Origin of the sequence: Novosphingobium resinovorum (assembly GCF_001742225.1) — a bacterium.
Classification (GTDB): domain Bacteria; phylum Pseudomonadota; class Alphaproteobacteria; order Sphingomonadales; family Sphingomonadaceae; genus Novosphingobium; species Novosphingobium resinovorum_A.
Genome location: NZ_CP017076.1, coordinates 341,665 through 368,067 on the forward strand (window position 1 = coordinate 341,665; position 26,403 = coordinate 368,067).

The 26,403-nt window shown below is 68.0% G+C and carries 21 protein-coding genes; 9 read left to right on the forward strand and 12 right to left on the reverse strand.

What is annotated here, in order from left to right:
* Position 1: 1 nt before the first annotated feature.
* The 8 genes from BES08_RS19220 to BES08_RS19250 form a co-directional block, all read right to left on the reverse strand.
* Positions 2-1,618 carry an FAD-dependent oxidoreductase gene (locus tag BES08_RS19220; protein ID WP_036525048.1) on the reverse strand — a complete coding sequence of 539 codons (1,617 nt, stop codon included), beginning with the start codon at positions 1,616-1,618 and terminating at the stop codon, positions 2-4.
* Positions 1,608-3,158 (reverse strand): polyamine aminopropyltransferase, encoded by a 1,551-nt coding sequence (locus BES08_RS19225; protein ID WP_069709369.1) that lies wholly within the window; start codon positions 3,156-3,158, stop codon positions 1,608-1,610. Before BES08_RS19225 ends, BES08_RS19220 begins: the two co-directional genes overlap by 11 nt.
* Positions 3,159-3,163: 5 nt before the next feature.
* Positions 3,164-3,373, reverse strand: a complete 210-nt coding sequence (locus tag BES08_RS19230) for a DUF350 domain-containing protein (RefSeq protein ID WP_036525045.1) — start codon at positions 3,371-3,373, stop codon at positions 3,164-3,166.
* A gap of 18 nt (positions 3,374-3,391) precedes the next feature.
* Positions 3,392-3,538, reverse strand: a complete 147-nt coding sequence (locus BES08_RS33700) for a hypothetical protein (protein ID WP_197524483.1) — start codon at positions 3,536-3,538, stop codon at positions 3,392-3,394.
* Positions 3,535-4,782, reverse strand: coding sequence for a DUF4178 domain-containing protein (locus BES08_RS19235; RefSeq protein ID WP_036525042.1), 1,248 nt, complete (start codon positions 4,780-4,782; stop codon positions 3,535-3,537). The genes BES08_RS33700 and BES08_RS19235 overlap by 4 nt, the downstream gene beginning before the upstream one ends.
* Positions 4,779-5,444 (reverse strand): DUF4178 domain-containing protein, encoded by a 666-nt coding sequence (locus BES08_RS19240; protein ID WP_036525039.1) that lies wholly within the window; start codon positions 5,442-5,444, stop codon positions 4,779-4,781. The genes BES08_RS19235 and BES08_RS19240 overlap by 4 nt, the downstream gene beginning before the upstream one ends.
* 19 nt (positions 5,445-5,463) lie before the next feature.
* Positions 5,464-6,450, reverse strand: a complete 987-nt coding sequence (locus BES08_RS19245; RefSeq protein WP_036525036.1) for an SPFH domain-containing protein — start codon at positions 6,448-6,450, stop codon at positions 5,464-5,466.
* Between the two features lie 91 nt (positions 6,451-6,541).
* Positions 6,542-7,507 (reverse strand): alpha/beta fold hydrolase, encoded by a 966-nt coding sequence (locus BES08_RS19250; RefSeq protein WP_036525033.1) that lies wholly within the window; start codon positions 7,505-7,507, stop codon positions 6,542-6,544.
* Between the two features lie 191 nt (positions 7,508-7,698).
* Between BES08_RS19250 and BES08_RS19255 the strand changes: the two genes are divergently transcribed.
* A complete protein-coding gene (locus BES08_RS19255) occupies positions 7,699-9,486 on the forward strand; it encodes a sensor domain-containing diguanylate cyclase (protein WP_069709564.1) in 1,788 nt (595 codons plus the stop codon).
* Between the two features lie 3 nt (positions 9,487-9,489).
* Here BES08_RS19255 and nhaA read toward each other — a convergent pair whose 3' ends face one another.
* From nhaA to BES08_RS19270, 3 genes are all read right to left on the reverse strand, one after another.
* Positions 9,490-10,671 carry a Na+/H+ antiporter NhaA gene (gene nhaA, locus BES08_RS19260; RefSeq protein ID WP_036525313.1) on the reverse strand — a complete coding sequence of 394 codons (1,182 nt, stop codon included), beginning with the start codon at positions 10,669-10,671 and terminating at the stop codon, positions 9,490-9,492.
* A gap of 273 nt (positions 10,672-10,944) precedes the next feature.
* Positions 10,945-12,306, reverse strand: coding sequence for a sensor histidine kinase (locus BES08_RS19265; RefSeq protein ID WP_036525030.1), 1,362 nt, complete (start codon positions 12,304-12,306; stop codon positions 10,945-10,947).
* Positions 12,303-12,989 (reverse strand): winged helix-turn-helix domain-containing protein, encoded by a 687-nt coding sequence (locus BES08_RS19270; RefSeq protein WP_036525027.1) that lies wholly within the window; start codon positions 12,987-12,989, stop codon positions 12,303-12,305. Before BES08_RS19270 ends, BES08_RS19265 begins: the two co-directional genes overlap by 4 nt.
* A 156-nt stretch (positions 12,990-13,145) precedes the next feature.
* Here BES08_RS19270 and BES08_RS19275 point away from each other — a divergent pair, with 156 nt between their 5' ends.
* The 6 genes from BES08_RS19275 (at position 13,146) to BES08_RS19295 (ending at position 21,137) form a co-directional block, all read left to right on the forward strand.
* Positions 13,146-13,472, forward strand: a complete 327-nt coding sequence (locus BES08_RS19275; protein WP_008833323.1) for a hypothetical protein — start codon at positions 13,146-13,148, stop codon at positions 13,470-13,472.
* Between the two features lie 140 nt (positions 13,473-13,612).
* Entirely contained in the window at positions 13,613-14,068 is a 456-nt protein-coding gene (locus tag BES08_RS19280; RefSeq protein WP_008833322.1) for a DUF2147 domain-containing protein, read from the forward strand.
* A complete protein-coding gene (gene mprF / locus BES08_RS19285; RefSeq protein ID WP_081798978.1) occupies positions 14,065-16,680 on the forward strand; it encodes a bifunctional lysylphosphatidylglycerol flippase/synthetase MprF in 2,616 nt (871 codons plus the stop codon). Before BES08_RS19280 ends, mprF begins: the two co-directional genes overlap by 4 nt.
* Complete coding sequence (locus BES08_RS19290; RefSeq protein ID WP_008831649.1) at positions 16,677-17,408, forward strand: AcvB/VirJ family lysyl-phosphatidylglycerol hydrolase; 732 nt, start codon at positions 16,677-16,679, stop codon at positions 17,406-17,408. Before mprF ends, BES08_RS19290 begins: the two co-directional genes overlap by 4 nt.
* Positions 17,405-17,569 (forward strand): hypothetical protein, encoded by a 165-nt coding sequence (locus BES08_RS33015; protein ID WP_155986210.1) that lies wholly within the window; start codon positions 17,405-17,407, stop codon positions 17,567-17,569. Before BES08_RS19290 ends, BES08_RS33015 begins: the two co-directional genes overlap by 4 nt.
* 259 nt (positions 17,570-17,828) lie before the next feature.
* Positions 17,829-21,137, forward strand: coding sequence for a trifunctional glycoside hydrolase family 18/polysaccharide deacetylase/glycosyltransferase family 2 protein (locus BES08_RS19295; protein ID WP_008831650.1), 3,309 nt, complete (start codon positions 17,829-17,831; stop codon positions 21,135-21,137).
* A 3-nt stretch (positions 21,138-21,140) separates the two neighbouring features.
* On the opposite strand, the gene BES08_RS19300 is transcribed toward BES08_RS19295, so the two are convergent.
* Complete coding sequence (locus BES08_RS19300) at positions 21,141-22,208, reverse strand: oxidoreductase (protein WP_008831651.1); 1,068 nt, start codon at positions 22,206-22,208, stop codon at positions 21,141-21,143.
* A gap of 547 nt (positions 22,209-22,755) precedes the next feature.
* Between BES08_RS19300 and BES08_RS19305 the strand changes: the two genes are divergently transcribed.
* Together BES08_RS19305 and BES08_RS19310 are read left to right on the forward strand one after the other, a co-directional pair.
* Positions 22,756-24,888, forward strand: coding sequence for a TonB-dependent receptor (locus BES08_RS19305; protein WP_008831652.1), 2,133 nt, complete (start codon positions 22,756-22,758; stop codon positions 24,886-24,888).
* 139 nt (positions 24,889-25,027) lie between these two features.
* Positions 25,028-26,395 (forward strand): amidase, encoded by a 1,368-nt coding sequence (locus tag BES08_RS19310; RefSeq protein ID WP_008831653.1) that lies wholly within the window; start codon positions 25,028-25,030, stop codon positions 26,393-26,395.
* The last annotated feature ends 8 nt before the right edge of the window (positions 26,396-26,403 follow it).

A 26,403-nucleotide genomic window follows, 5' to 3' on the forward strand; every position in this document is an offset into this window, starting at 1 on the left:
GTCAGGCGATGCTCTGGAAGGCATGGCCAAGGTGGGCCAGCGCCGTTTCGGCGGCGGTCACGCCGTGGTGATGGGCTTCTTCGAACAGCGACAGGCCGCTGAGGTCGGAATGCGCGAACAGCACCGGCGGCCGCGCGGCGCGGGCGGCAAGGCGCTCCGGGTCGGACAGGAAGCCCGGTGTGGGCCGGATCATGGCATGGCCCCAGCGCCACACGTCGATGCTCTCGATCGCGCCGTCGAGGTCGGGGTTCATGGCCAGCAGGTCGTCGCGCACGATGTCCTGCCAGCGTTCCAGCGAGCGGGTCATCATGATCTTGCGGGCCTCCTCGGGCGTTTCGCGCGATAAGGGCATGTACCATGTCAGCACCGTCGGTCCCGCAGCGGCGCTGGCGGTCTGATGCGTGGCGACCACGTAGCCGAGCGCGTCGCTGGCGGTCGAGACATTGTCCCATGCGAGGGATACGCCCTTGCCCGCCGGTGGCCGCGAAAGGGTGACGTTGGCGACGACCCAAGGCGCGTAGGAGAAACCGCCGCTCGCGCACAGTGTCGGTGCCACGCGCGCGGCGACGAAATGCGGCATGGCGAGGATCGCGACTTTCGCGCGCAGGCGCCGACTGCGGCCTGCGGCGTGGTCGAAGACGTCCAGTTCGGCGCCGCCCTCGGTGGTGGCGGCAACGCGGAACACGCTGCAGGCCGGGCGCAGGTTTGCCCGGATACGCGCTGCCATCAGGCTCGCCAGCCGGTCGTTGCCTTCGGGCCAGGTGAGTTCGCGGTCACCGTCGCCGTTCGCGGCCCAGCCGCGCCGTGCGGCGAAGTAGTGGATGCCCGCCCAGGCCGAGACATGCTCCGGCTCGGCTCCGTAGTCGTCGCGGCAGCAATAGCGCAAGTATACGCGCAGGGCCGGGGCGGTGAAACCTTCGGCGTCGAGCCATTCGGCGAAGTTATGCCGATCGAGCGCGGTGAAGCGCGGGTCGGTGCTCGACAGGGGGGAGGGTACGGCAAAGGCAGGCCGTCCGTCCGCGCCCACAGCGCCGCGAAAGTCCGCCATGCGCCGTTCGAACGCGCGGCGTTGTGCCTGCTGCGCGGGAGGGAGGCCGGTTTGCGGGAAGAGGCCCTCCTGCCACTCGCCTCGCCAGAGCAGGCGTTCCTCAAGGTCGGCGCAAAGCTGATAGGGATCGTAGACCGGGCCGTCGGCCGTATCGCCCACGATCATGCCGAAGCCGCGCAGCATGTGGCGCAGCGCCTTCGCCTCGCGATTCGGGACCGGCAGGTAATGGGCGCCAAGCGGATAGGCGCTGACCGCATTGCGGCCCGACCGGGCATTGCCGCCGGTGTGCTCCTCCAGTTCGAAAACGGCGAAGTCGCCGAAACCCGCTTCCGCCAGCCGCCAGCCCGCCGCCAGACCGGCGACGCCGCCGCCTGCGATGACGACGTCGATGTCCTCGACCGGGCCTTCCGGCGCGGGAAACGCGCCGTCGCGAAGGCGGTGGCCGCGCTGCCAGTCGGCGCCGCCCAGGGTTCCGGCCATCACGGGCCGGGCGCAGCCGCTGAGCAGCGAGGCACCAACGGCCGCCGAGCCGCCTGCAAGAACCGCGCGCCGACTGGCATCAACCTTCATAATGGCCCCATTCGCGCGCGAAGCTGCGCACCAGCGCCTGGTTGTCGAGCCGGTTCACCGGGGTCGGGCGGCGCGCCATGTCGGGCGGGAAATCGAACATCGCGCGTTCGCTCGATGGGGTCAGGAAGCGCAGGCGCGGCGGCAGGCGCACGGCTTCGGCAAGGGGGCGATGCGCGGCAAGGGTGAAGCCCCATTCGCCGAAGCTGGGAACATAGGCGTGGTAGCCTCGCGCACGCAGCCCTGCGGCTTCCAGTGTGGTGGCGACCGTCCAGTAGGATTCGGGCGCGATCAGCGGCGAGGTGCTCTGCACCGTCATCACGCCGTCCGGCGCGAGCAGCCGGGCGACTTCGCGGTAGAAGCTCTCCGTATAGAGCTTGCCCAGCGAGAATTCGGTCGGATCGGGAAAGTCCACGATTACTGCGTCATACGTGCCGCGCGCCTCGCGAACCCAGCGGAACGCGTCGGCATTGTGGACGTGCATCCGGGGCGAGGACAGCGACCCGGCGTTCAGCGCAGCCAGTTGCGGCGTGTCGCGGAACAGGCGCGTCATCTCCGGGTCGAGATCGACGAGAGTGACATGCCGCACGCGCGGGTCGCGCAGCACTTCGCGGGCGGCAAGACCGTCGCCGCCGCCGAGGATCAGAACGGCGCTCGGGCGGGCGACGCGGCCGAGCACCGGCCAGACCAGCGCCTCGTGGTAGCGGTACTCGTCGCGGGTGGAGAACTGCAGGTTGCCGTTGAGGTACAGCCGCAGGTCCTCTCCCCGCCGGGTCAGCACCATGCGCTGGTAAGGTGTCGAGCGGGCATAGATCACCGGCTCGCTGTAGAAGGCGACCTCGGACCAGCGCTGCATCCGGTCGGCGGCGAGAAGTCCGGCAACGAGGCTGGCGGCCACGGCCAGCGCGGCGATGACGTCCACCGCGATCCGGCGCTGCCCGCGCAGCGCGACCAGCAGGGCGAGGGCCACGGCGACATTGGCGAGACCGAAGACGAACCCCGTGCGCATCATTCCCAGCCAGGGCACCAGCACCAGCGGGAACAGCAGCGATGCGATGAGCGCGCCGACGTAGTCGTAGGTCAGGACGTTGGAGACCAGTTCGCGAAAGGCGAAGCGGTGGCGCAGGATGCGGATCAGGAGGGGAATCTCCAGCCCCACCAACACGCCGATCGCCAGCACCAGCGCGTAGAGCGCGATGCGGAAATCCCCTACCAGCGGGAAGAGCAGGAACAACCCTGCCGCCGACCATCCGCCGAGCGCGGCGATCAGGATCTCGACACGGACGAAGACGCCCATCTCGTCGCGCCTGACGTGGCGGGACAGCCAACTGCCCACGCCCATGGCGAACAGATAGGTGCCGATCACCGTCGAGAACTGCGTGACGCTGTCGCCCAGCAGGTAGCTGGCGAGGGTGCCCGCGAGCAGTTCGTAGATCAGCCCGCACGTTGCGACCACCAGCACCGAGACGAGCAGGATCACCGCCAGCGAGGCGGGCGCGCGCTCCGAGGCGTCGGTCGGGACGAGAGGGGCGGCTTCAGCCACGATGGTCAGCCATGGATGGCGGCGGCGATGATGTTGGAGATGCCCAGCGCCACCGCGCCCGCCAGCAGAGCGACGGCCATGTTGCGGCGCTCGATGATCTCGCGCCACAGTTCGCCGGGGGTCAGCTTGTCGACCAGCACGAAGCTGAACACGAATATCACGATGCCGAGTGCGGCATAGAGCAGGGTGGCGAGGAAGACCGAGAGTGTCAGCATGGGCCGTCTCCTTGAAGGTTACTTGTGCGTCGGGCCGTAGGAGCCGCCCGCGTGCATGGGCCGCTCCTCGTCGGAGAAAGGCGACCAGGCATAATACGATGCGCTGAGGCACCCGGCCATGACCATCGCGATCCACAGCAGGAACAGGATCAGGCGCGGCGTCATCCGGCGTTCTCCTCGCGATAGCGGCGCCACACCGCGACGCAGGGGAACGCGAAAAGCAGCAACGCCGCCGTCCACCAGTTGCCCCAGGGAAGGGCGCCGGTCTCCGCCTCGATCGAGACGGAGACCGTCTCGGGCAGCGAGGACCATCCCGAGGTATTCGGCGGCGGGTCGCTGGGCCAGCCGTGGGCGGCGGCATCGACATAGAGGTCGTACGTGCCGCGCGGGACCTTGCCCAGCAGGGTCGAACCCTTGCGGCTACCCTCGGTCCACGACCCGTCGCTGTCGTAGCCGGAATAATGCTCGACGATGCCATAGCCGTCGATCGACTGGCCGGTGGCACGGTCGACGAGGCTGTAGTCGAGATCGACCCAGCGGTTGTCGAAATCGCTGCCGCGCGCGGTGACGGTCACGAACTGCCATGGGCGGCGGACGGTGAGGGTGCCAATCTTCACGCCCTCGCGCGTGGCGGCGAAGGGGGCATCGACGCTGCCGGAGGCGCGCTCCACCGGGCCGGAGATCAGCACCATCGCCAGCAGCAGCGCGACGAGAGCTGCGCTGGCGAGGCCAAACATCGTCGGCAGGTCGTCGAAGATGCCGGGCGACGGTACGGGACTACGGACGGCGCGCTTTGCTTTCAGAGGAACGAGGCCGAATGCCTCGGCGACGGTGCCGTCTTCCAGCGGGACAAGCTGGGTCCAGTTGACCTCCCCGCCACCGCCTTCGCGCGACAGCACGGTGTCGCCGCGTTCGTAGAGGGCCGCTTCCACAGTGTCGCCTGCACGCACGCGCCAGTAGAACTCGCCGAGCACGGCAGTGGTCTCGCTGGTCGATGCCTCGCCGTCGCGCGTGTAGCGTTCGCCGCGCCAGGTCACGGTGTCGTCATCGCCTTCGGGCAGGTCGAGCAGCATAGTGCCGAACTGCCATTCGCGATCGCTCAGGACCAGCCAGCGATAGCCCGCGTAAGGGTTGAAAAGAAGGTACTCTTCCCAGGTATAACCCGAATCCCGCCGTCGCAGCGCGCCGACGGCCTCCCATTCGACGTCGAACAGGGTGCCGCGCCTGCCGGGCGACAGGCGGAAGCCTCGGGCGGCCTTGTCATGCGCCTCGATGAGCGCGACTTCGGGGCGGGCGATGTCGAGCAGCGAGCCGCAATAGCTGCAGGCGAGGTTGACGCTGAGCCCCGCCGCGCGCACTTCCAGCGTGCCGCCGCAGTTCGGACAGGCGACCGTGCGCACGGCGGTCATCGCATCAGCTCGCGCGGGATGATCCACCCGTCGATCGCACGCAGGTTCGAGGGCGCGAGCGAGGCGAGGTCGCTGTAATAGCCCAGCCAGACCGACGCCCCCCGCGCATCGCGCTGCAGGCTTACCGCCTCACGGTTGGGGCCGCGAAAGTCGATGCTGGTCATCGTGCGACCCGGAAGCGTCGGGAACGGCAGGTCCCCCTCGCTACCGAGGCATTCGGCCTCCTTGCAGTCGATGGTCAGCAAGGTGACGCCTTCCACCGCGAGACGGGCGCCGACCGCGATTTGCCCGCCTGCCGCGAAGTCCGCGATCATCGGCTGTTCGAGGAGGTCGGCGCGCGCGGCGGTCAGCATGAACGCCCCCATCGCCTCGCCCAGCCAGCGCTCGGTGCCGTCGCCGCCATCGAGCAGCCACTCGTTCCACGAGCCGTCGGCCCAGCCCCAGCGGACCCGCCCGACGACGGTGAGCGCAAGTCCCTCGACCTGCAGGCCGGTGCCCAGCTGAATCGGCGAGACGTCGGGCGGCAGGACAGCAATCTTTCCGACGTCCTGCACCTCCAGCCCGTCACGCAGGAGCAGCGAGCGGCAGTAGGCGCAGGTGGTATAGGGCAGGACGCCGCTGCGCACAGGCAGGGCCGCGCCGCATGAAGGACAGTTGCTCACGTCTCCCCCCGAAGGCGTGTCAGCGGATGCGCGAGAGAAGCTCGGCCTTCTTGGCGTCGAACTCCTCCTGGCTGAGCGCGCCCAGGGTCACCAGCTTGTGCAGTTTTTCGATGGTGGCGATGGGGTCCTCGGCGGGAGCGGCGGCGGCCGTAGCCTGCGTGCCGAGGCCCTGCGCCATGGCGCCGCCGAGCGCCGTCGCTGCGGCCACGCCCGCGCCGATCCCGGCCACCGATCCGCCTTCCTGCCCGGCTGCGGCCTCGATGGCCTCCGCCGCCTGGAAGCGGGTGTAGTTGCCGAGGTCGCCCAGCACGCGCATCGAGGAGCCCTTGTCGAGATGGGCCTGCACTTCCTCCGGAAGCGAGATGCTCTCGACGTAGAAGGAGAGGCAGGTCAGGCCCCACTGCGCGAAGGCCTTGTCGACTTCCACGCGGATGCGTTCGGAGAGCGCCTGCTGGTTGGCCGCGAGATCGAGGAACGGCACCCCGCCGCCGCCGAGCGCGGTGGCGATCGCAGTCTGGATCGCGGCGCGCAGTTGCGGCTCGAGAGACGCAGTGCTGACGCCGTCGAGCGTGCCAAGGATCCGGTCCACGAACGGCTCGACCGCGGCGATGCGGAACGAATAGGAGCCGAAGGCGCGCAGGCGCAGCGGGCCGAATTCGGCGTCGCGTACCGTCACCGGCTGGCCGGTGCCCCACTTCAGGCCCTGTTGCTCCTTGAACGACAGGAACACGACGTCCGACTTGAACGGCGAGCGAAAGCCCTTGTCACAGTGCATCAGGCTGGTGAGCACCGGCAGGTTCGCGGTATCGAGCCGGTGCAGGCCGGATTCGAAGGTATCCGCCAGATTGCCTTCGTTGACGAACAGCGCCATTTGGCCTTCGCGCACGGTCAACTGGGCGCCGTTCTGGATTTCGCGATCCTCGAACGGAACGCGCCAGGCAAGGTCGCCGGGCCGCTCCAGCCAGTCGATGACATCGACGAACTGCTTCTTCAGAAAACCGAACATTGGATCGCCCACTTCCGCCAGATGCCCGCAGCGTATCCGCAGTTCGTCGGGATGAAAAGGGAAATGGAAACAGGGATATCAGCCTGCTGGGTCAGAGGATCGGACGCAGGAAATCGGCGATCGCGGCGGACCACTGCCCGGGCTGCTGATCGACGATGTCGATGCCGCCGCCCTGCAGTTCCACCAGCTTGAAATCCGGGCGCATTTCCTTGGCTTTCAGGGCCGACTGGTAGAGCATGTCGCCGGTGTTGGTCAGAAGCAGCGTGGGCTGGCGGATCTTCATCAACGGTCCCTCCTGTCGGTAGGTCAGGCCCGCATTGTGGCCGTACCAGTAGGCACCGCGCTGGAAGGCGAGCATGGCCTGCACGACATAGTCGCTGATGCGCTCGGGGCTGATCGTGCCCATCGCATAGCGCTCGCGCGCCTCGGCCAGCTGGTTCATGTGGGCGGCATGCGGCAGTGCGCGGAACGCGCGTTCGCGGCCGCCGATGTCGGCGATCAGGGCGGCCCGCTGCTCCTCGGGAATGAAGAGGGGGCCGCAGATGACGTTGGCGATGACACGGTCGGGGAACCGGACCGCGACTTCGTTGGTCACCAGCGCCCCGGTATGATGGCCGACGACCGCCGCCCGCCGGATGCCGAGCGCGTCGAGCACGGCCGGCACCACCGCGGCATAGTCGCTGACGGCAGGTTCGAACGGCGGTTTGTCGGACAGGCCGAAACCGGGCAGGTCGATGGCGATCGGACGGAAGCCGTGGGCCACCAGCGGGGCGAAGACACGATCGAACTGGTTGGCGGTCATTACGGCCTGATGCAGCAGGACCAGCGGCCGTCCTTTTACCGCGTCGAGGTAGTGAATCTGGCCATAGGGTCCATCGGCATAGGCGCGGCGCATCTTCACCTCGCCGGTAGCGGGGGCGGGGGCGGGAGCGAGAGGCGCGGGCGCCTTGTCCGCCGCTGCCGCCGGGCGGGTAGCCAGCGAGGTGGCGACCACGCCTGCGCCCAATACTTGCCCCAATACCTGCATCGCCCGGCGACGTTCCAGAAACTCGTCCATGCAGCCCTTTCGATAAATCCGTACTGGTCACTGCAGAGTGCAGTTCCTGCGCCCGGAGCCCACATGTCATGCGGAGTTTGACCGCTCCTCGGCGACGGATGAGTGGCAGGGATGCACCTGCAAGCGGCGATTATTGGAAGATGTCCATATGTATTTACCCTAGGTAAACCATGTTTCACTAGGCGAGGATGATGATTCACGAGTCGTATCGTCGCAGCAGGTGGTATCCGGGGGAGGTGCTCGGCACCGCGCTCGCGTATTTCGCCTGTGCGTCGCTGGCGCTCGTGCTGACCCGTTTCGACGGCGGCATCGCGGTAGTGTGGCTGGCGGGGGCGGTGCTGTTCGCCCGGCTCCATGTCACGCCGCGCCGACGCTGGGCACCGGTGGTCCTGGCCTGTACTCCGCTGGCGATCTGCTCCTCGCAGCTGTTCGGATTCAAGGGCCTGACCGGGGTTGGCCTGCCGCTGCTCTGCATTATCGAGGCGGTCGGTGCGGCATGGCTGATGCGCAGGGTGTTTCCCCGGTTCGGCCGTTTCCAGTCGGTGGCGGAAGTCACAGCGTTCCTGGTCGTCTGCGGCGTCATGGTGCCTGCGGTGACGGCGCTGTTCGCGGCGGTCATGACCACGGCGGTGCGTAACATCGGCTTCTGGTCGGCCTGGCGGGACTGGTACGCCGGACATGCGCTTGGTTTCATCGTGTTCGCGCCGCCGCTACTGTTGTTCCTGCGCGGCGACGTCGCACACTGGACGCGCACCGCCGGGACGCGCGTACGCAAGCGGACATTCGGGCTGCTGGGGCTCGTGCTGCTCGCGTCGCTGGCGACATTCGGCCAAAGCAAAATTCCGCTCGTCGTCGTCCCGTTCCTGCCGATGATCGCCGCGACGTTCAGGCTGGGCCGGTTCGGTGCGGTTTCGTCCATCGTCATCCTGATCTCGGTTGGTCTCGGCTGTTCGCTTGCGGGGATCGGGCCGACGGCGCTGCTGACCGGCGGAATGGCGCTCAAGCTGCAGGTGCTGCAGATCTATTTCGCCTCGATCGTGATGCTGCTGCTGCCGCTCGCGGCGGAACTCTACGCGCGGCGGCGCATCGTCGAGCGTCTTCACGCGGCCGAAGCGCTGCACCGGCTCGTCCTCGACCGCATGAGCGACGTGGTGCTGCGCGCCGGCATCGACGGCACGGTGCGTTATGCCTCCCCCTCGGTCGAGCGCGTTACCGGCTATCCGGCGGCCGAGCTCGGGGGGCGGCCGCTGTTCAACCTTATCGTGCCGGACGACCTGCCGATGGTTCTCGACACGCGCCGCGTGGTGCTGGCGGCGCCGGAGGACAGCGCCATCATCGAATATCGCGTCATCCAGAAGAGCGGCGCGATCATATGGGTGGAGAGCCACGTGCGCGCGATGGTCGATGCGGACGGCAACATATCAGGCACCGTCAGCATCATCCGCGAGGTTACCGAACGCCGCCATATCGTCGAGGATCTCAAGAACAAGGCGATGACCGACCCGCTGACCGGCGCCTGCAACCGCCGCGCGTTCGACGATGCGCTGGGTGCGCTGGTTTCGTCGCCGCCGATCGGCGCCGAGCCGGGTTGTCTCGCGGTTTTCGACCTCGACCACTTCAAGCGGATCAACGACGAATACGGCCATGCCGCCGGTGACGCGGTGCTGGTGCGCTTCGTGGCCATCGTCCGGGCGGCGGTGCGCGAAGGGGATCTCGTCGCGCGGCTCGGCGGGGAGGAATTCGCCGTATTGCTAGCCGGCCTGTCGGTGGAGCACGCGCAACTGGTGTGCGAGCGCATCCGCACCCGCCTCGGCACGGTCGGCGTGGAAACGGCGTCGGGAAGCGTCATTGCCGCGACCGTTAGCGTCGGCATCGCACCGCTGTCCGTGGACAGCGACCCGGAGCGGATCGTGGCGGCCGCCGACGCGGCGCTCAACCGGGCGAAGCGGAGCGGGCGCAACCAGTCGGCCGCAGCCTGAGGATCAGCGCGGGACGGGCGCTTCCCGGTGTGCAATCCGCAAAACACCATAGCCCAGCAGGCCGGAAAACAGCGATCCGGCGAGGATGCCGAGCTTCGCCTCCGATTGTAGCGCGGCTGCGTCCGGAAAGGCGAGCAGGGCGATGAACAGGCTCATGGTGAAGCCGATGCCGCACAGCAGGGCCACGCCCAGCATCTGCAGGCGGCCCGCATGGGCCGGAGCGTCGGCCAGGCCGAGGCGCACGGCGATCATCGAGAAGCCGAACACGCCCACCGGCTTGCCGATTAGCAGGCCTGCCGCGACGCCCAGCGTGACCGGTGCGGTGAGTGCCTCGGCCGGAAGGCTAAGCACCGGCACGCCCGCATTGGCGAGCGCGAAGAGCGGCACGATCAGGAAGCCCACCGGCACATGCAGCGCATGTTCGAGCCGGTGCAGCGGGCTGGCCGCATCGCCGTCCGGATGGCTCGGCGTCACGTCCATCGGGATCGTCAGGGCCAGCGCGACGCCTGCCAGCGTGGCATGGATGCCCGAGCGATAGGTCAGCACCCAGAGCACCGCGCCCAGCGCCATGTAGAGCGAGAGGCTCCGCACACCCATCCGGTTCATCGCGATCAGCACGCCCAGCACGAGCGCTGCCCCGGCAAGGTCGGGCAGCGAGATCGATGCGGTGTAGAACAGCGCGATGATGATCACCGCGCCAAGGTCGTCGATGATCGCCAGAGCGGCCAGGAACACCCGCAGCGAGGCGGGCACCCGCTTGCCCAGCAACGAGATCACGCCCAGCGCGAAGGCGATGTCGGTGGCGGCGGGAATAGCCCAGCCCTTCGCCGTGTCGCCGGTGTTGAAGGCGTAGAACAGCAGCGCGGGCACCGCCATGCCGCCCAGCGCGGCGATGCCGGGCAGCACCCGGCGCGACCACGACGAGAGCTGGCCGTCCAGCATCTCGCGCTTGATCTCCAGTCCGACCAGCAGGAAGAAGATCGCCATCAGCCCGTCATTGATCCAGTGCGCCAGCGACAGCGGCCCGAGGCTAAGGTGGAGCACGTGCTCGTACCCGTGCGCCAGCGGCGAATTGGCGAGGAGCAGGGCGATCGCGGCCATCGCCATCAGGAACAGTCCGGCGGATGACTGGCCGTCGAGAAACTGGCGAAGGGCGCTGGGGGTCTTGAGGCGGGAGAGGACCATGCGGGGCTCCGGGCTTGGGGGCAAGTGCACCGGCGGCCCGACCGGCACTGCGAAACCTGCTTGCCGGGATCGGCGAGCACCCGCCGGTAGCTATTGCAGCCTTGGCGCGGTGCCGCAACCGGAACCGGGCATAGGAATGCTACGGCCCCGCACCCGATCCCGTCATTCCCGCGAAGGCGGGAACCCATCTGATGCCGGTGCACCCTGCGATGTCGGGAGATGGGTCCCCGCTCTTGCGCGTATGACGGCAATGGAATGGCGGATAATGGTCCTTCAGGCGCGCGGGGGCGGCTCTACCAGCCTGATCCGCACCGCCAGCCCCGGCGCGGCGTCGCGCAAGTCCACCGTTCCGCCGTGGAGGTGCGCCACCGCCTGCACCAGCGAGAGGCCGAGGCCCGCGCCCCAGCCGCCGCGCGCTTCGTCCAGCCGGGTGAACCGGCGCAGCGCCTGTTCGCGGCGCTCGGGCGCAATGCCGGGGCCTTCGTCGGCCACGACGACCGCCGCGCCGTCCGCCTCTGGCACCAGCGACAGGGTGATGGTGCCAGCCCCGTACTTGAGTGTATTGTCGACGAGATTGCCCAGCGCCTGATCGAGCAACTGGCGATGGACCCGCATGTGCAGCGCGGCCGGGGCGACGACCACGATCGCGCGGCCCTGATCCTCGACCATGGGCGCATAGATTTCCGCCACCGTCTCCAGCAGTTCGGACAAGTCGGCGTCGGCCAGGCTCTCGCGGCCCATGCCCGCTTCGGCGCGGGTGATCGACAGGGCGGTCTCGACGATCGCCATCAGGCGTTCGCTTTCGGTGAGGGCCTGATCGACGAAGGGCTGGGCGAGGGGATCCTCGACGTGCTGCGCCGCCCGGTCGAGCGCGGCGCGCATCCGCGTCAGGGGCGATTTCAGGTCGTGGGCGAGGGCGTCGGTGGCCAGCTTCAGCTCGTCATTGAGCGCGGCCATGCGGTCGAGCGCCTGATTTACCTCGCTGCCCAGCAGGGCGAAGGCGTCGCCGGTGTCGTCTGCGGGGACGCGGCGGGAGAGGCGACCTTCGCGCACGTCGCGCAAGGTGGCGACGCTTGCCCGCAGACGGTTGAGGATCAGTCGCGTCGAGACGTAGGCGGCGAAGGCCGCGAAAACCACGGAGAGCGCCAGCGCGATCATCGAGGTGCGTTCGAGCAGGGCCAGCACCTGCCGTTCCGTCTCCACCACCGTTCCGGTGACCAGGATCGAACCGTCCCGCAGGCGGACCGACTGGATCAGCATTGCCTCCGGCGCGGTATGGCCGGAGCGCGGCAGCTTCTCTAGCGCATAAGGCGCGCCGGGTGTGAGGTCGGGCGGTAAGCTATCGAGATTGCCGGTCAAGCGAGTGCCGTCCGGGTTGGCGAGGAAGAGCACACTCGCCCGTTCGATCCGGCGCGAAACCTTGGCGTCGATGGCGCGGGAGATCGCCGGCTCTCCGCCCTCGTTATAGGCGTCGAGCAGGTCGTCGCGCAGGGTCACGGCGACGGCCACGGCGTCGGCATGGCTCTGGGATCGCAGCAGCAGCGCCGGGCCGAGCAGCAGTACCGCAGCCGCGACGATCTGGAACAGGAAGACGAGCGCGGCGAAGCGGAACGTGGTCGAGTGCCAGATTTTCACGGTTCGGCGCCGATGCGATAGCCCGCGCCGCGCACGGTATGGAGCAGGCGGCGCGCCTCGCCCTCGTCGATCTTCTTGCGCAACCGGCTGAGGTGAACGTCGACGACATTGGTGCCGGGGTCGAAGTGGTAATCCCACACGCCTTCGAGCAGCATCGTGCGGGTCACCACCTGATCGGCATGGCGCAGCAGGAATTCGAGCAGTCGGAATTCGCGCGGCTGCAGTTCGATGACTCGCTCGCCCCGGCGCACGCGGCGGGCAAGGAGGTCCATTTCCAGATCGTCGCAGCGCAGCACCGTTTCCGTCACGGCGGCAGGTGCGCCGCGGCGGATCAGCAGCCGGATGCGGGCGAGCAGTTCGGCGAAGGCGAAGGGCTTGACCAGATAGTCGTCGCAGCCGTTGGTCAGTCCTTTGATCCGGTCTTCCGGCGATCCGAGCGCGGAGAGGATGATCACCGGCGTCTCCAGCCCGGCGCCGCGCAGGGCTGCCAGCACCGCCATCCCGTCCAGCCCCGGCAGCATCCGGTCGAGCACGATGCATGCATATCCGCCGTCCGTGCCCAGAAACAGGCCGTCGCGCCCGTTGGCGGCGCGGTCTACCGTGAAGCCCGCCTCGTCGAGGCCCTTGGCGATGAAGTCGGCGGTGTCGGCATCGTCCTCGACGAGCAGGATCTTCTGGCTCAACGCGCCTTCCTCACACTTGCGGTCCTTCCATTGTGAGCCGTGTGGCCCTCCGGCGCGATGGGGAGCGGATTAACTTTCGCTCATGTTCCCTCCAGCCGGGGGAGGCTCCGCGCATCGTATGCACCTTGGGCGCGCCACGACAAGAGTTGAGACCACATGGATACCGACACTGCCATCCTCGATGAGCGGACCTGCCGCCTGATCTGCCCGATCGCCTCGGGCATGGTGGGGGTCTGCATGACCGGCATCGGGCTGCTGCGCGTGGCGGTGTCGGTGCGAGGACATGAGACGATCGCCGACGATCTGCTCTCGGTCGATGCGCTGCTGTTCCTGCTGGCGACGCTGGCCTCTTACTTCGCGTTAAGGGTGCAGTCCTCGACACGGCTGCACGGACTGGAGCGGGTGGCGGATGCGGCGTTCATCCTGGCGATGTCGCTGCTGACGGTGGCGTGTTTCGTGATCACGTATTCGCTCGGGGGGTAGACTTTTCCTGATTTAACCCACTTCGCTCATGCTGAGCTTGCCGACGCGTCGGCAGGCGCAGCGCCACGTCTCGGGGCCTTCGACAAGCTCAGGCTGAGCGGGATGGGAGGGTGGCGCAGCGTCCAGATTGCCGATTGTTCATGTTGTGGCGAGCCTCCGGCAATCCGGCCGAGCGCACAAACGGCACCATGTTGCTGAGAACCGCCCTTTTTCTCTCGCTCCTCGCCGTGCCGCTCGGTGCGCGCGCGGCTACGCCCGTCGAGGGCGTCTGGCTCAACCCATCCGGTAGCGTCGCCGTGCGTACCGGTTCCTGCGGGCCAGGCCTGTGCGGACGCGTGGTCTGGGCCAGCGGCCAGGCGAAGGCCGACGCGCAGGACAGCGGGATCGCGTCGCTGATCGGCACCGAGCTGCTGCAGGACTACCGCCCCGAGGGCCGCATATGGCGTGGCACCGTCTTCGTTCCCGACATGGGGCGCCGCTTCGATTCCCGGATCGAACCTCTCTCGGCCGACCGGCTGAAGATCAGCGGGTGCATCCTTGGCGGCTTTTTCTGCCGCTCGCAGGTATGGACCCGCATCGCGCAGGTGCCGGCATGACCGCGCCGCTTGCTTTCCTCTCGCGCTATCGAAAGCTGGTGGAGGCGGGCGCGGTGCTGGCGGTGATCGCCCTCGGCTTCGTCGCGCTGAATACGCTGACGCACGAAATCCGCTACTCGCAGGTGCGCGCGGCCGTCCATGCGCTGGACGCCGGCCAGATCGCGCTGAGTCTCATGCTGACCGCCGCCAGCTATTTCGCGCTGACGTTCTACGATTTCCTAGCGCTCAGGACGATCGGGCACCCGCTGCCGTGGCGCACTGCCGCGCTGGCGTCGTTCACCAGCTATACGCTCAGCCACAACCTCGGGCTTTCGCTGCTGACCGGCGGGTCGGCGCGCTATCGCATCTACGTTGGTGCCGGGCTCGACGGGCCGGAGGTCGCCAAAGTGGTGATGCTGGCGGCCGGCAACTTCTGGGCGGGCGTGCTGGCCGTCGCGGGTGCGGCGATGCTGGTCCGTGACGGCGGCCTTGACTTCGGCGCGGTGACGCTGACGCCGCAGGCGGCGCATGCGCTCGGCGCGGCGATGCTGGCTCTGCTGGGCGCGCTGGGCTTCGCGGCTGCGCGGGCGAAGCAGTTGAGGCTGCCGGGAATCCGCCTGCCGCTGCCTTCCGCGCGTGAGATCGCGGCGCAAGTCGGCGTCAGTGTCGCCGACATCGCCTGCGCGGGCGCGGCGCTTTTCGTACTGCTGCCGGGCGCCGACCCGGCGCAGCTTCCGGTGTTCGTCCTGGCCTATGCATTGGGCATCGTCGTGGCGCTGGTGACGCATGTGCCGGGCGGCCTCGGCGTGTTCGAGGCGGTGGTCCTCGCCGTGGCGCCGGGGGACCGGGCGCACCTTTTCGCGGGGCTGATCGTCTATCGGCTCGTCTATTATCTCCTCCCGCTGGCACTGGCGGCGTTGCTGCTGGCCTGGCGCGAGGGTGCCCGCAGCCGCCGCGTGGCGCGCCTTGTCGGCGGGGTGCAGAGCGTCGCCACCGGCCTTTCGCCGCTGCTGCTGGCAAGCGCGACGTTCCTTGGCGGCGGCATGCTGTTGCTGTCGGGCTCGCTGCCTGCCGTCCACGCACGCATGGGACTGCTGGCCGACGTCATGCCGCTGCCCGTCATCGAGGCGAGCCATATCGCCGCCAGCCTCGTCGGCACCGCGCTGCTGCTGCTGGCGCCGGGACTCTACCGCCGGCTCGACGGCGCTTGCCTTGCCGCGCGGCTGCTGCTGATGGCGGGCGCGGTATTCTCGCTGGCCAAGGGCATCGACTATGAGGAGGCGCTGGCCTGCCTTGCGCTGGCCGCGCTGCTGCAAATGACGCGCCGGGCCTTCTACCGCCGCACCGCGCTGACCGAGACGCCACTCACCGCGGGCTGGATAGCGGCGGTGGTGATGGCGGCGGGACTGGCGCTTTGGGCGGGCCTCTTCGCCTATCGCCATGTACCCTACAACGACGACCTGTGGTGGAAGTTCGCCCTGCGTGCCGATGCCCCGCGTTACTTGCGCGCGGCGCTGGCCTCGTCGGTGTTGCTGGCGGGGTTCGCGGTCTGGAGGCTTTGCGCGCCCGGCAGCGCGCGCGGCGACGCGCAGGTGATGGAGGATGCCCCGGCGATCCGCGCGATCCTCGCCACCAGTCCGCGCACCGAGGCGATGCTGGCGCTGACCGGAGACAAGCGGTTCCTCGTCTCGCAGGCGGGCGACGCCTTCGTCATGTACCAGATCAAGGGTTCCAGCTGGGTCGTCATGGGTGATCCGGTCGGCAACGAGGGATCGTGGGGCGAACTCCTCTGGACCCTGCGCGACATGTCGCACCGCAGGCAGGGACGGCTGGTGCTCTACGAGATTTCGCCCGCCACGCTCGACCTTGCCATCGGCATGGGCCTGCAGATCGTGAAGTATGGGGAGGAGGCGGTGGTCGATCTCACCACGTTCGAGCTGGAAACTCCCCAGCTGCGTTCGGTACGCAAGTCGGAGCGCACCGCCGCTCGCGCCGGCGCCCGGCTGCGGGTGGTGCCGGCGGCGGCGGTGCCGGTGATCCTCGATGAACTGGAGGCGATCTCCGACGAGTGGATGACGGCCAAGGGCCAGCGCGAGAAGGGCTTCAGCCTCGGCGCCTTCGACCGCGCATACCTGAGCAACTTCGACATGGCGCTGGTCATGGTGGAGGACCGCATCGTCGCCTTCGCCAACCTGTGGTGCACGCAGGACCACACCGAAGCCTCGGTCGACCTCATGCGCCAGCGCGAGGACGCGCCGCGCGGGACGATGGATTTCCTGTTCACCAACCTGCTGCTCTGGTCAAAGGCGCGCGGATACAAGCGCTTCACGCTGGGCATGGTGCCGCTGTCGGGGATCGAGGGTGGCCCGCTCGCGCCCGCATGGGCCAAGGCGGCGGCGCTGGTGTTCCGCCATGGCGAGCGCTTCTACGGCTTTCGCGGCCTGCGCGGCTACAAGGAGAAGTTCGCCCCCCGCTGGGAACCGCGCTACGTCGCCGGGCCGCACGGCATCGGGCTGATCCAGGGGCTGCACGACGTATCGCGCCTGATCGGCGGCGGGGGAGGGGGTGAATTTGTCCGCCCGATCGCGCCAGTGCCCGCCATCACCTCCGAGGCAAGGATGCTGATCGCATGAGCCGCGTTCGCACTCGCTTTGCCATTGGGCTGTTCGCACTGGCTGCGGTGGGTCTCACTGCGCTGGCCGCGCCGGTGCTTGGCCTGCTCGGCACCGAGTCCATCGTGATGTTCCCGGCCGCCGAGCCGCATCCGCGCGTGGCGGCGGTCTTCCTGTCCGGAGACATGGGCTTCCACTTCGGCATGGGCGAGAAAGTCGCCGCCGCCGTTGCCGCCAAGGGCGTCCCGGTGGTCGGGGTCGCGTCCCCGGTTGTCTTCGCCACGCACCGCACCCGGGCCGAGGCGGACGCAGTCGTCGCCGGCGCGGTGCGCCTCGCCCTGACGCGTACGGGAGCGAGCCGGGTCGTGCTGATGGGCCAGTCCTACGGCGCCGACATCCTTGCGACCACGGCGCCGGACCTGCCGCCGGATCTGCGTGCCCGGGTCCTTGCCATCGACCTCACGGTGCCTGCGCACGACGTCTACTTCCGCGCCGATCCGGTGGGCCTTGCCTACCTCGGCAAGCCGGACGCGCACCCGTTGCTGGCGATGCGCGGGGTCGACTGGGCGCCGGTGGTCTGCGTCTACGGGCTGGAAGAGAAGGGCAGCCTGTGCCCCTCCCTCGCAGGCCGGGCGCGGGTCATCGGCCTGAGCGGCGACCATTACCTCGGCCACGATGCGCCGCGCCTGATCGCCACGACTCTTCGCGCGCTGCACGAAGTCGCGCCCGAAGCGGGGTTGCAGCCATGAGCGGGACCTTGAGCGATTGCCATGCCGAGCGTCACGTCGCCTCGCGCAAGTTCACGGTCGATTCCTCGGGGGTGCAGAACTGCCGCTGCAAGGTCTGCGGCTGCGACCTCAGGCGGCTTCCGGCCATGCGCCGCTGGTTCCGCTCCGGGATGATGGGCTGAGAGACAGTTTGGAAATTCGCGGAACGCGAATTTCGCGGCACCGGCCCGCTCCCCCACCCGACCGCCCATCGGCAGTATCCTGTGGGTGGTCGGGTGGGGGAGCGGGCCGGTGCCGCATTCGAAAATGCCGCTTTCGGCATTTTTCAAACAGACTCTGAGCGCGCCGAACATGACGAAAATTTAAGGCGCCGATCAGGTCCCGAACACTGCGCCGGGCCTATCGCCGGCTCACATTCCTTACCCCCGGACACCCGACGTCATGAGCAAGCCCATCTTCTACGACCCCACCGGCCGCCGCAGCCGCTGGGCGCGCGGTGTCCTCGCCGCGTTGCTGGTCATCGTGCTGCTGGGCGCGGCGGCTTTCGCGACCACGCTCGTCGCGGTGCCCGCCCAGCAGGAACTGGAACTGCCGACGCCGCGCCTCAAGCCCTCGACCCTGCACGGATCGCCGCTGAAGCATGCGCTGAAGTCCTGGCTGCCGCGCGGTCGCAAGGGGCCGGGGCAGAAGCCGCTCAGCATCGGTTTCTACCTGCCGGGCAACGACGCCAGCTTCCTTTCGCTGGTCCATCACGGCAACGACCTCGACTGGGTGGTGCCCGCGCTGATCAACGTCGCGGGGCCGCAGCATCAGGTGACGGTCGAGCCGGATGCCCGCTTCGACCGGCTGGTCGCGGGCCAATCGCACCACTTCAAGGTGCTGCCGATGGTCCAGAACGTCGCCTCCGACGGCTGGGACGGTGCAGGAACCGCCGCGCTGCTGCATGATCCCGCGCAGCGCCTCGCGCTTGCCAAGCGCCTCGCCGGGGCCGTCACGCAGGGGAACTACGCCGGGCTGGTGATGGATCTCGAGGCATTGCCCACGCGCGCCATGCCCGATTACCTCGCCTTTCTGCGCAGCCTGCACGCAGCGTTGCCCAAGGGCACCTCGCTTGCCGTCACCACCCCCGCCGACGACGAGGGCGGCTGGCCGCTCGAGGCGCTCGCCAAGGCTACCGACAAGGTCATCTTCATGGCCTACGACCAGCACTGGGAGGGCGGCACGCCCGGCCCGATCGCCGCACAGGACTGGTTCGTCCACGAAGTGCAGGGCGCTCTGAAGCGCATCGGTTCCGAGCACCTCGTCGTCGCGCTGGGCAGCTACGCCTACGACTGGCACGGCGACCAGACCGACGCGCTCGCCATCGAGGATGCATGGCTCGCCGCGCACGACAGCGCTGCGAAGATTTCCTTCGATCCCGCCAGCGGCAACGCAGGCTTCGCTTACGACGACGAACAGACCCACCACACGATCTGGATGCTCGACGCGGCTACCAGCTGGAACGAGTTGTCGGCGCTGAAGCGCCTCGGCATCGGTGACATGGCGCTGTGGCGGCTCGGCACCGAGGATTCCGGCTTCTGGAACGACCTCGGCGCCTTCCGCAAGGGCGGCACGCCCGACCTTTCGACCCCTCGCGCGCTCAGCAGCGCCGACATCGAGGGATCGGGCGAGATCCTGCGCATCACCGCCACCCCGCGCGACGGCCAGCGCGCCGTGCGCGCCGACGGCAACGGTATGATCCGCGAGGAGACCTACGCCGCGCTGCCGACGCCCTACGTCGTCCAGCGCTCGGGCGGCACGGACCCCAAGCGCATCGCACTGACCTTCGACGACGGCCCTGACCCTGCGTGGACGCCCCGCATCCTGCGTGAACTGGAGGCGGCGCACGTGCCCGCGACGTTCTTCGTGATCGGCGAGAACGCGCTGGGCAGCCCCGGCCTGCTCAAGCGCATCGTTGCCGACGGCGACGAACTGGGCAATCACACGTACACCCATCCCAATCTCGCCAATGCCGGGCCGCGCCAGACCCGGCTGGAATTGAATGCGACCCAGCGGCTGGTCGAAGCCTATACCGGCCGCAGCATGACGCTGTTCCGTGCGCCCTATTTCGGCGACGCCGAGCCGACGACGCCTGACGAACTCGGTCCCGCGCTGGCCGCGCAGGAGGCGGGCTATACGGTCGTGGGCCTCCACGTCGATCCCAACGACTGGCAGCGCCCGGGCGCGGACGCAATCGTCGACCAGGTGCTTCAGCAGGTCCATTCCGCGACGCCGGAGAATGCCACCAATGTCGTCCTGCTGCACGACGGCGGCGGCGACCGTGCCCAGACCGTCGCCGCGCTTCCGCGCATCATCGCCGCGCTGAAGGGCGAGGGTTATACCTTCGTCACCGCCTCGCAGCTCGTCGGCATCCCGCAGGCGCGGGCGATGCCCGCCATTTCGACCACCGATCTTGCCGCCGTGCGCGTGGACGTTGCCGCGTTCGTGGCGCTGATGGCGGTCGCGGCGGTGCTGGCCTGGGTGTTCTACCTCGCGATATCGCTCGGCATCGCGCGCGCGGTGATCATGGCGGCGCTCGCCTGGTATCAAAGCCGCCGCAAGCGCGCCGAACCGCCGCATTTCGAGCCCGCCGTCTCGGTGATCATCCCCGCTTACAACGAGGAGCGGGTCATCGCCGCATCCGTCGCCCGGGTGCTCGCCTCCGACTACCCCGCGCTGCAGGTCATCGTCGCCGACGACGGATCGAAGGACGGCACGAGCGAGATCGTGCGGTCGGTCTTCGGCGACGACCCGCGCGTGACGCTTTTGACGCTGCAGAACGGCGGCAAGGCCAGCGCCCTCAACCGCGCACTGCTGCAGGCGACCGGCGAGATCGTCATCGCCCTCGACGCCGACACCCAGTTCGAGCCCGAAACCATCCGCCGCCTCGCCCGCTGGTTCGCGGACCCACAGCTCGGCGCCGTCGCGGGCGATGCGCGGGTCGGCAACCGGGTGAACCTCGTCACCCGCTGGCAGGCGGTCGAGTACATCACCGCGCAGAACCTCGAACGCCGTGCACTGGCCGGGTTCGACGCGATGACGGTGGTGCCGGGCGCGGTCGGCGCATGGCGGCGCGCGGCGCTGGACTCGGTCGGCGGCTATCCGGAGGACACGCTCGCCGAGGACCAGGACCTCACCATCGCCATCCAGCGGGCGGGCTGGCGCGTCACGTACGACCCGCGCGCCGTCGCCTGGACCGAGGCGCCCGAGAGCTTCACCGCGCTGGCCAAGCAGCGCTTCCGCTGGGCTTTCGGCACCCTGCAGTGCCTGTGGAAGCACCGCGCGGTGATCCGCACTCGCAAGCCTGCCGGGCTCGGCCTCGTCGGACTGCCGCAGGCGTGGCTGTTCCAGATCGCCTTCGCCGCGATCTCGCCGCTGATCGACCTCGCGCTGGTGGTCTCGATCATCGGCACCGCGCTGCGGGTCTCGGCCCATGGCTGGGCGCAGACCAGCGGGGACGTCGGCATGATGGGCGCCTACTGGATCGCCTTCACCGCGATCGATGTGCTGTGCGGATGGATCGCTTATCGCCTCGACGGCGGACGGGCGCGCTACCCGGCGCACCTGCTGGTGGCGCAGCGACTGGTATATCGCCAGATCATGTACTGGGTCGTGATCCGCGCGATCGCCTCGGCTGTGGCCGGGTGGGTCGTGGGCTGGGGCAAGCTGGAGCGTACCGGTTCCGTCTCGGCCCAGCTTGCCGCAGGATGATGCTTACCAGGCGGCGCGTTCCTCCGGCGTGAGCGGCAGCGGCATCGAGCGCCCCCCCCGTGCGGAGGCGGCACCGGCTTCCAGCACGGCCATCACCGCTAGCGCTTCGATCGGGCGCACCGGCGGCGGGGCGTCGCCCGCCAGCGCGGCGGCGACGGCGGTGTAGAATCCACGCTGGTCGCCGGGCGTGGCGGGGATGGAGCGGGGCTCGCCGGAACCGTCGTAAACGACGAGGGCGTCGGCATCTTCGCCCCAGCCCGGCGCGCCGGGCCGCAGTCCGGCGAGGAGCTGCACTTCCTGGCCGTCGGCCTTGAGCTTGACCGCGCTGCCGCCCGTGCCGTGAACGGTGAAGCGCGCCGATCCGCCCGCGACGAGCATCCCGGCATGGACGACGACCCGCAGTTGCCCATATTCGAGTACGGCATGCGCCCAATCGTCGACTTGTGCGCCGTCGCGCTGGATGGCGACGCTGGCGGTGACGCTGTCGGGCAACCCGAACAGCGCGAGCGCCTGATCGACCATGTGCGGGCCGAGGTCGAACCACACACCCGCACCTGGCGCGGCATTCTCACGCCAACGGTCGCGCACTTGCGGTCGGAAGCGGTCGATGCGGGATTCGAAGTGAGTGACGCGGCCGATTGCTCCATCCTCGATGGCACGCCGCACCGTCAGGAAATCGCTGTCCCAGCGGCGGTTGTGGAAGACCTGAAGGTGACGGCCGGTCGTTTCGGCCAATGCCACCAGGCCGCGCGCCTCCTGCAGATCGAGCGCGAAGGGCTTGTCGACGACGACGTGGCGCCCCGCTTCCAGCGCCGTGCGGGCGAGCGGCGCGTGCGTGTCGTTGGGCGTCGCGACGACGACGAGATCGACCGTGTCGTCGGCGATCAGCGCCTCGGGCGCGGCATGGACTGTCACTCCGGGAAAGTCGGCATGGACCTTGCCCGCATCCCGCGAGGCGACGGCGTGAAGCACGAGACCATCGCACGCGGCGATCAGCGGGGCGTGGAAGGTCTTTCCGGCAAAGCCATAGCCCAGCAGGCCGACGCGGATGGGGCGGGCAGGGGTATCCATGGGCGTGATCCTTCGCGTTGTGCTTCCTGGCGGATCTACGCAGTCCGGGCAGGCAATCAACCGCGCCAAGGCAAAAGACCTAATGATAACGTTTACATTACGCGAGTGAAAAATGAACGACCGGATGGGTCTCTGAACCCGCCCGGGATGGCGCTCCGATTTGTCCGACCAGAGGCCGGATGCGGCCTAAACATGCTGGTTTTATGCGTGTTAGTGCCATCGCGTTTGATCTCTCGTACCTTTGGCCATGAGGGTGTGATTCGGGGTATGACGCCACAGCTGGCGCTATCGGGTTTTCGCGGTTCGGTGATTGGGCGTGGCGCAGATTTCCAAGGTTTTTCTGGTAGATACCTTCATGAGCGGTAGATTTGCTACGTCAAAAATGAAAACGTTACCCTTCGGAAGATTTTCAAAAAATTATTATGAAACAATGAATTGAATGTATTGCTGCATCGTTCCCAAAACGACCCGCTTGCAATCATCCGCGAATCGGTCATTGTAATGAAAACGTCAATCATTCCAGAACGGGTCACAGGGAGTTCCAGTCTTGCTCAAGCGTCTAACGTTCACTGCCAGCGCGCTTTCCATAGCCGCAGCCTTCGCGCAGCCTGCTTTTGCCCAGAATGCGGGTACGGACTCCGCTTCCGCGGCCGATGGCGCGTCGGAGGGCCTCGGCGAGATCGTCGTCACCGCGACCAAGCGTGAGACCAGCGCGCAGAGCACCCCGATCGCGATGACCGTCGCGAGCGGCGAGGAACTCTCCAAGGCGGGCGTCACCGACGTCAACGCGCTTTCCAACATCGCGCCGACCGTCAACATCGCCCAGAACAACGCCAATACCATGATCACCATTCGCGGCGTGTCCAGCCGCGACTACTCGGAAACGGGTGATCCGGCGGTCGCCGTCTCGGTCGACAACTTCTACCTGCAGCGCGCCTTCGCGCTCAACGCGGCGATGTTCGACGTGGAGCGCATCGAAGTCCTGCGCGGCCCGCAGGGCACGCTGTACGGCCGCAACGCCACGGCAGGTGCGGTCAACATCGCGACGGTCAAGCCGACCGACGACTGGAAGCTCGATGCCGCTGCCGAGATCGGCAACTACGGCACCCTCAACTTCGACGTCGGCGCGACCGTGCCGGTCAGCGACACCCTGAGCTTCCGCTTCGCGGGCACCCGCAAGACCCACGAAGGCTACCGCGACAACCCGGGCCTCAAGGACGGCGACGACGGCAACGTGACGGGCGGCCGCGTCCATGCGCTGTGGACCCCGACCAGCCGCCTCTCGATCCTCGTCACCGGCGAGATGACCCGCGTGGACGGCGTCGGCTCGACCATCAAGGCGGTGCCCTATACCGACGTCAATTCCGACGGCTCGCTGGAGATCGGCTCGTCGAAGAAGTTCGAGCTGAACAACCAGGGCTATACCCGCATCCGCACCAAGGCCGTGCGCACCGCGATCTCCTACGACATGGACTTCGCGACCCTGAGCTTCTTCGGCGGCTTCCAGAAGTCGACGCTGAACCGCGACAACGATCAGGACGGCGGCACGCTCTACAACTACGGCTTCCAGCAGAACGAAGACGTCAAGGACCAGAACTACGAACTGCGTCTCAGCTCGAACAACAAGACCGGCTTCACCTGGCAGGTCGGCGGCTACTTCTTCAAGGAGACCGACGCGCTGCTGACCTACTTCCAGGTCCACGGGCTCGCGGTCGATCCGTTCAACTTCTATACCTTCGACTACGACGTGGGCAGCAAGTCCAAGGCCGTCTTCGCGCAGGTCGGTTACGACCTGACCGACAAGCTGAAGCTGGAAGCGGGCGTCCGCTACACCAAGGACAACAAGTACCAGGTCGGCTACAACGACATCGCCGGTGCCTATTCGACCCTCGACAACCACTATTCGGGCGATCAGGTCACCTGGCACTTCGGCGCGAACTATCAGGTCACGCCCGACAACCTGTTCTATGCCAAGGTCGACAAGGGCTACAAGGCGGGCGGTTACACCACCAACTCCTCGTTCGGTCCCGAGCAGATCATCGCCTATGAGATCGGCACCAAGAACCGCTTCCTGAACAACACGCTGCAGGTCAACCTGAGCGGCTTCTACTACGACTACAAGGACCTGCAGACCCAGCAGGAAGATCCGGCGACGGCGCTCGTCTACACCCTCAACGCGGGCAAGGCGCGCGTTTGGGGTGCGGAACTCGAAACGCTGTGGCAGGTCACCCCGGACACACGCATCGACGCCAACGTGGCGTGGCTCGATGCGAAGTATGCGGAATTCTGCACCGTCACCGCGGCCTCCTGCCCGGCGGCCAGCGACTTGTCCGGCAACCGCCTGACGCAGGCTCCGGAATGGACGCTTTCGGGCGGCATCCAGCATGACTTCCACCTGCTGGGCGGCACCCTGACCCCGCGTGTCCAGACCCGTTACCAGTCGAAGAGCTACTTCACGTTCTACAATACGGCGGCCGAACAGCAGGGCGCCTACTGGAAGAGCGACGCGCAGGTCACCTACACGCCCGACGACGGCCCGTTCTCGATCACCGCATACGTGCGCAACATCGAGAACAATACGATCCTGACGGCGAACAGCAACGCCGGCTATGCCAGCGCCTACCTCGTCCAGTTCGCTCCGCCGCGTACGTACGGCGCGCGCCTGACCTACTCGTTCTGATCGGAACTGCGGGATGGTCCTTCTCTCCTCCGGACTGTCCCGCGCTCCCTCCCACCCTCCGCGAGCGCAAGCGCGAAGGGTGGGAGGCCCCTTTTTCCCATCCGCCTCGAAACACGCGATCCTCGCGGACAGGACAGCCATGCCACACGATCTCGTCGAACTTGCCGAAGCGATCGCCAGCGGAGCCCTGAGCGCCGTCGATGCGGTCACCGACGCACTGGAGCGCGCCGAGGACTGGCGAGGGCTCAATGCCTTCGTCGCGATCGAGGCCGAGGCCGCGCTCGACCAGGCACGGGCCTGCGATGAACAGCGCAGGCGCGGATCGCTGCGCGGGCCGCTCCACGGCGTGCCGCTCGCGCACAAGGACATGTTCTTCCGTGCCGGTATTCCCACCGAGGCGGGCTCGAAGATCTGGCGCGGCCACGTCCCCGCCGAGACATCACCGCTGATGGCCCGGTTGGCTGCGGCGGGCGCGATCACCATTGGCCGCCTCCACATGGCCGAGTTCGCGATGGGGCCGACAGGACACAACGCGCACCTCGGCCGCTGCCGCAACCCGTGGAACGCCGAGGCGATCTCGGGCGGCTCGTCGTCAGGCTCGGGCGCGGCGGTCGGTGCGCGCATCGTCACCGGCGCGCTGGGATCGGATACCGGCGGTTCTGTCCGGCTTCCGGCCGCGTTCTGCGGCGTGGCTGGGCTCAAGCCGACCAACGGCCTTCTGCCCGACACGGCGATGATGCCGCTGTCGAAGACGCTCGATACGGCGGGGCCGCTCTCCACTTCCAGCCGGTCTCTGGCCCGCCTGATGGACGTTCTGGTGGACGGCGAATACGAGGCTGGCCTCATCGCCGACTGCTCGGGTCTGACGATCGGCGTGCCGACCAGCTACTTCACCGATGACCTTCACCCTGAAGTCGCCGCTGCCTTCGCGGCCGCGCGGCAGGTCTTCGCGGACCTCGGCGCGAAAGTCGTCGATGTCGCCATTCCCGACCACTCCGGCTATCCCGCGATCGCCGCCGAGATATGGGCTCCCGAAGCCGCCGCCTTCCACGCACGCCACCTGGCGGAGCGGGCGGAAGATTTCGGTGACCAGGTGCGCAACCGCCTGCTGGCGGGCGCCGCGGTCTCTCCCGATACCTATCTCGCCGCGCTCGGCCGCCGTAAATCCGCGCAGTCCGACATGCTGAGCGGCCCGTTCGCCAAGGTCGACCTGCTGCTCACCCCCGCCGCGCGCTTCCCGGTGCCCATGGCCGAACAGGTCGGCGCAACCGGCGGCGATGCGATGCAGGCGATGGTCGCGGAGCTATCCGCGCTTACCCGCACGATCTCGATGCTGGGCTTCCCGGCGCTCGTCACGCCGATGGGCTTCGACGCGCGCGGGCTGCCGCTGGCGCTGCAACTCGTCGGCGCTCCGAATTCCGAACAATGCTTGCTGCGTGGAGGGTTTGCCTATGAACAGGCGACTTCCTGGCTCGCGCGCGTACCGTCTCCGCCTCCTCTCCCTTAAACTTCCCT

What these genes read in the sequence shown, in the direction of transcription:
- BES08_RS33015 (WP_155986210.1), top strand. Translation starts at nt 17,405, where the DNA reads ATGAGCGGGACCTTGAGCGATTGCCATGCCGAGCGTCACGTCGCCTCG.
- BES08_RS19290 (WP_008831649.1), top strand. Translation starts at nt 16,677, where the DNA reads ATGAGCCGCGTTCGCACTCGCTTTGCCATTGGGCTGTTCGCACTGGCT.
- BES08_RS19250 (WP_036525033.1), bottom strand. Translation starts at nt 7,507, where the DNA reads ATGGACGAGTTTCTGGAACGTCGCCGGGCGATGCAGGTATTGGGGCAA.
- BES08_RS19300 (WP_008831651.1), bottom strand. Translation starts at nt 22,208, where the DNA reads ATGGATACCCCTGCCCGCCCCATCCGCGTCGGCCTGCTGGGCTATGGC.
- BES08_RS19230 (WP_036525045.1), bottom strand. Translation starts at nt 3,373, where the DNA reads ATGCTGACACTCTCGGTCTTCCTCGCCACCCTGCTCTATGCCGCACTC.
- BES08_RS19280 (WP_008833322.1), top strand. Translation starts at nt 13,613, where the DNA reads ATGTTGTGGCGAGCCTCCGGCAATCCGGCCGAGCGCACAAACGGCACC.
- nhaA (WP_036525313.1), bottom strand. Translation starts at nt 10,671, where the DNA reads ATGGTCCTCTCCCGCCTCAAGACCCCCAGCGCCCTTCGCCAGTTTCTC.
- BES08_RS19255 (WP_069709564.1), top strand. Translation starts at nt 7,699, where the DNA reads ATGATTCACGAGTCGTATCGTCGCAGCAGGTGGTATCCGGGGGAGGTG.
- BES08_RS19235 (WP_036525042.1), bottom strand. Translation starts at nt 4,782, where the DNA reads ATGACCGCCGTGCGCACGGTCGCCTGTCCGAACTGCGGCGGCACGCTG.
- BES08_RS19310 (WP_008831653.1), top strand. Translation starts at nt 25,028, where the DNA reads ATGCCACACGATCTCGTCGAACTTGCCGAAGCGATCGCCAGCGGAGCC.
- mprF (WP_081798978.1), top strand. Translation starts at nt 14,065, where the DNA reads ATGACCGCGCCGCTTGCTTTCCTCTCGCGCTATCGAAAGCTGGTGGAG.
- BES08_RS19295 (WP_008831650.1), top strand. Translation starts at nt 17,829, where the DNA reads ATGAGCAAGCCCATCTTCTACGACCCCACCGGCCGCCGCAGCCGCTGG.
- BES08_RS19275 (WP_008833323.1), top strand. Translation starts at nt 13,146, where the DNA reads ATGGATACCGACACTGCCATCCTCGATGAGCGGACCTGCCGCCTGATC.
- BES08_RS19220 (WP_036525048.1), bottom strand. Translation starts at nt 1,618, where the DNA reads ATGAAGGTTGATGCCAGTCGGCGCGCGGTTCTTGCAGGCGGCTCGGCG.
- BES08_RS33700 (WP_197524483.1), bottom strand. Translation starts at nt 3,538, where the DNA reads ATGACGCCGCGCCTGATCCTGTTCCTGCTGTGGATCGCGATGGTCATG.
- BES08_RS19245 (WP_036525036.1), bottom strand. Translation starts at nt 6,450, where the DNA reads ATGTTCGGTTTTCTGAAGAAGCAGTTCGTCGATGTCATCGACTGGCTG.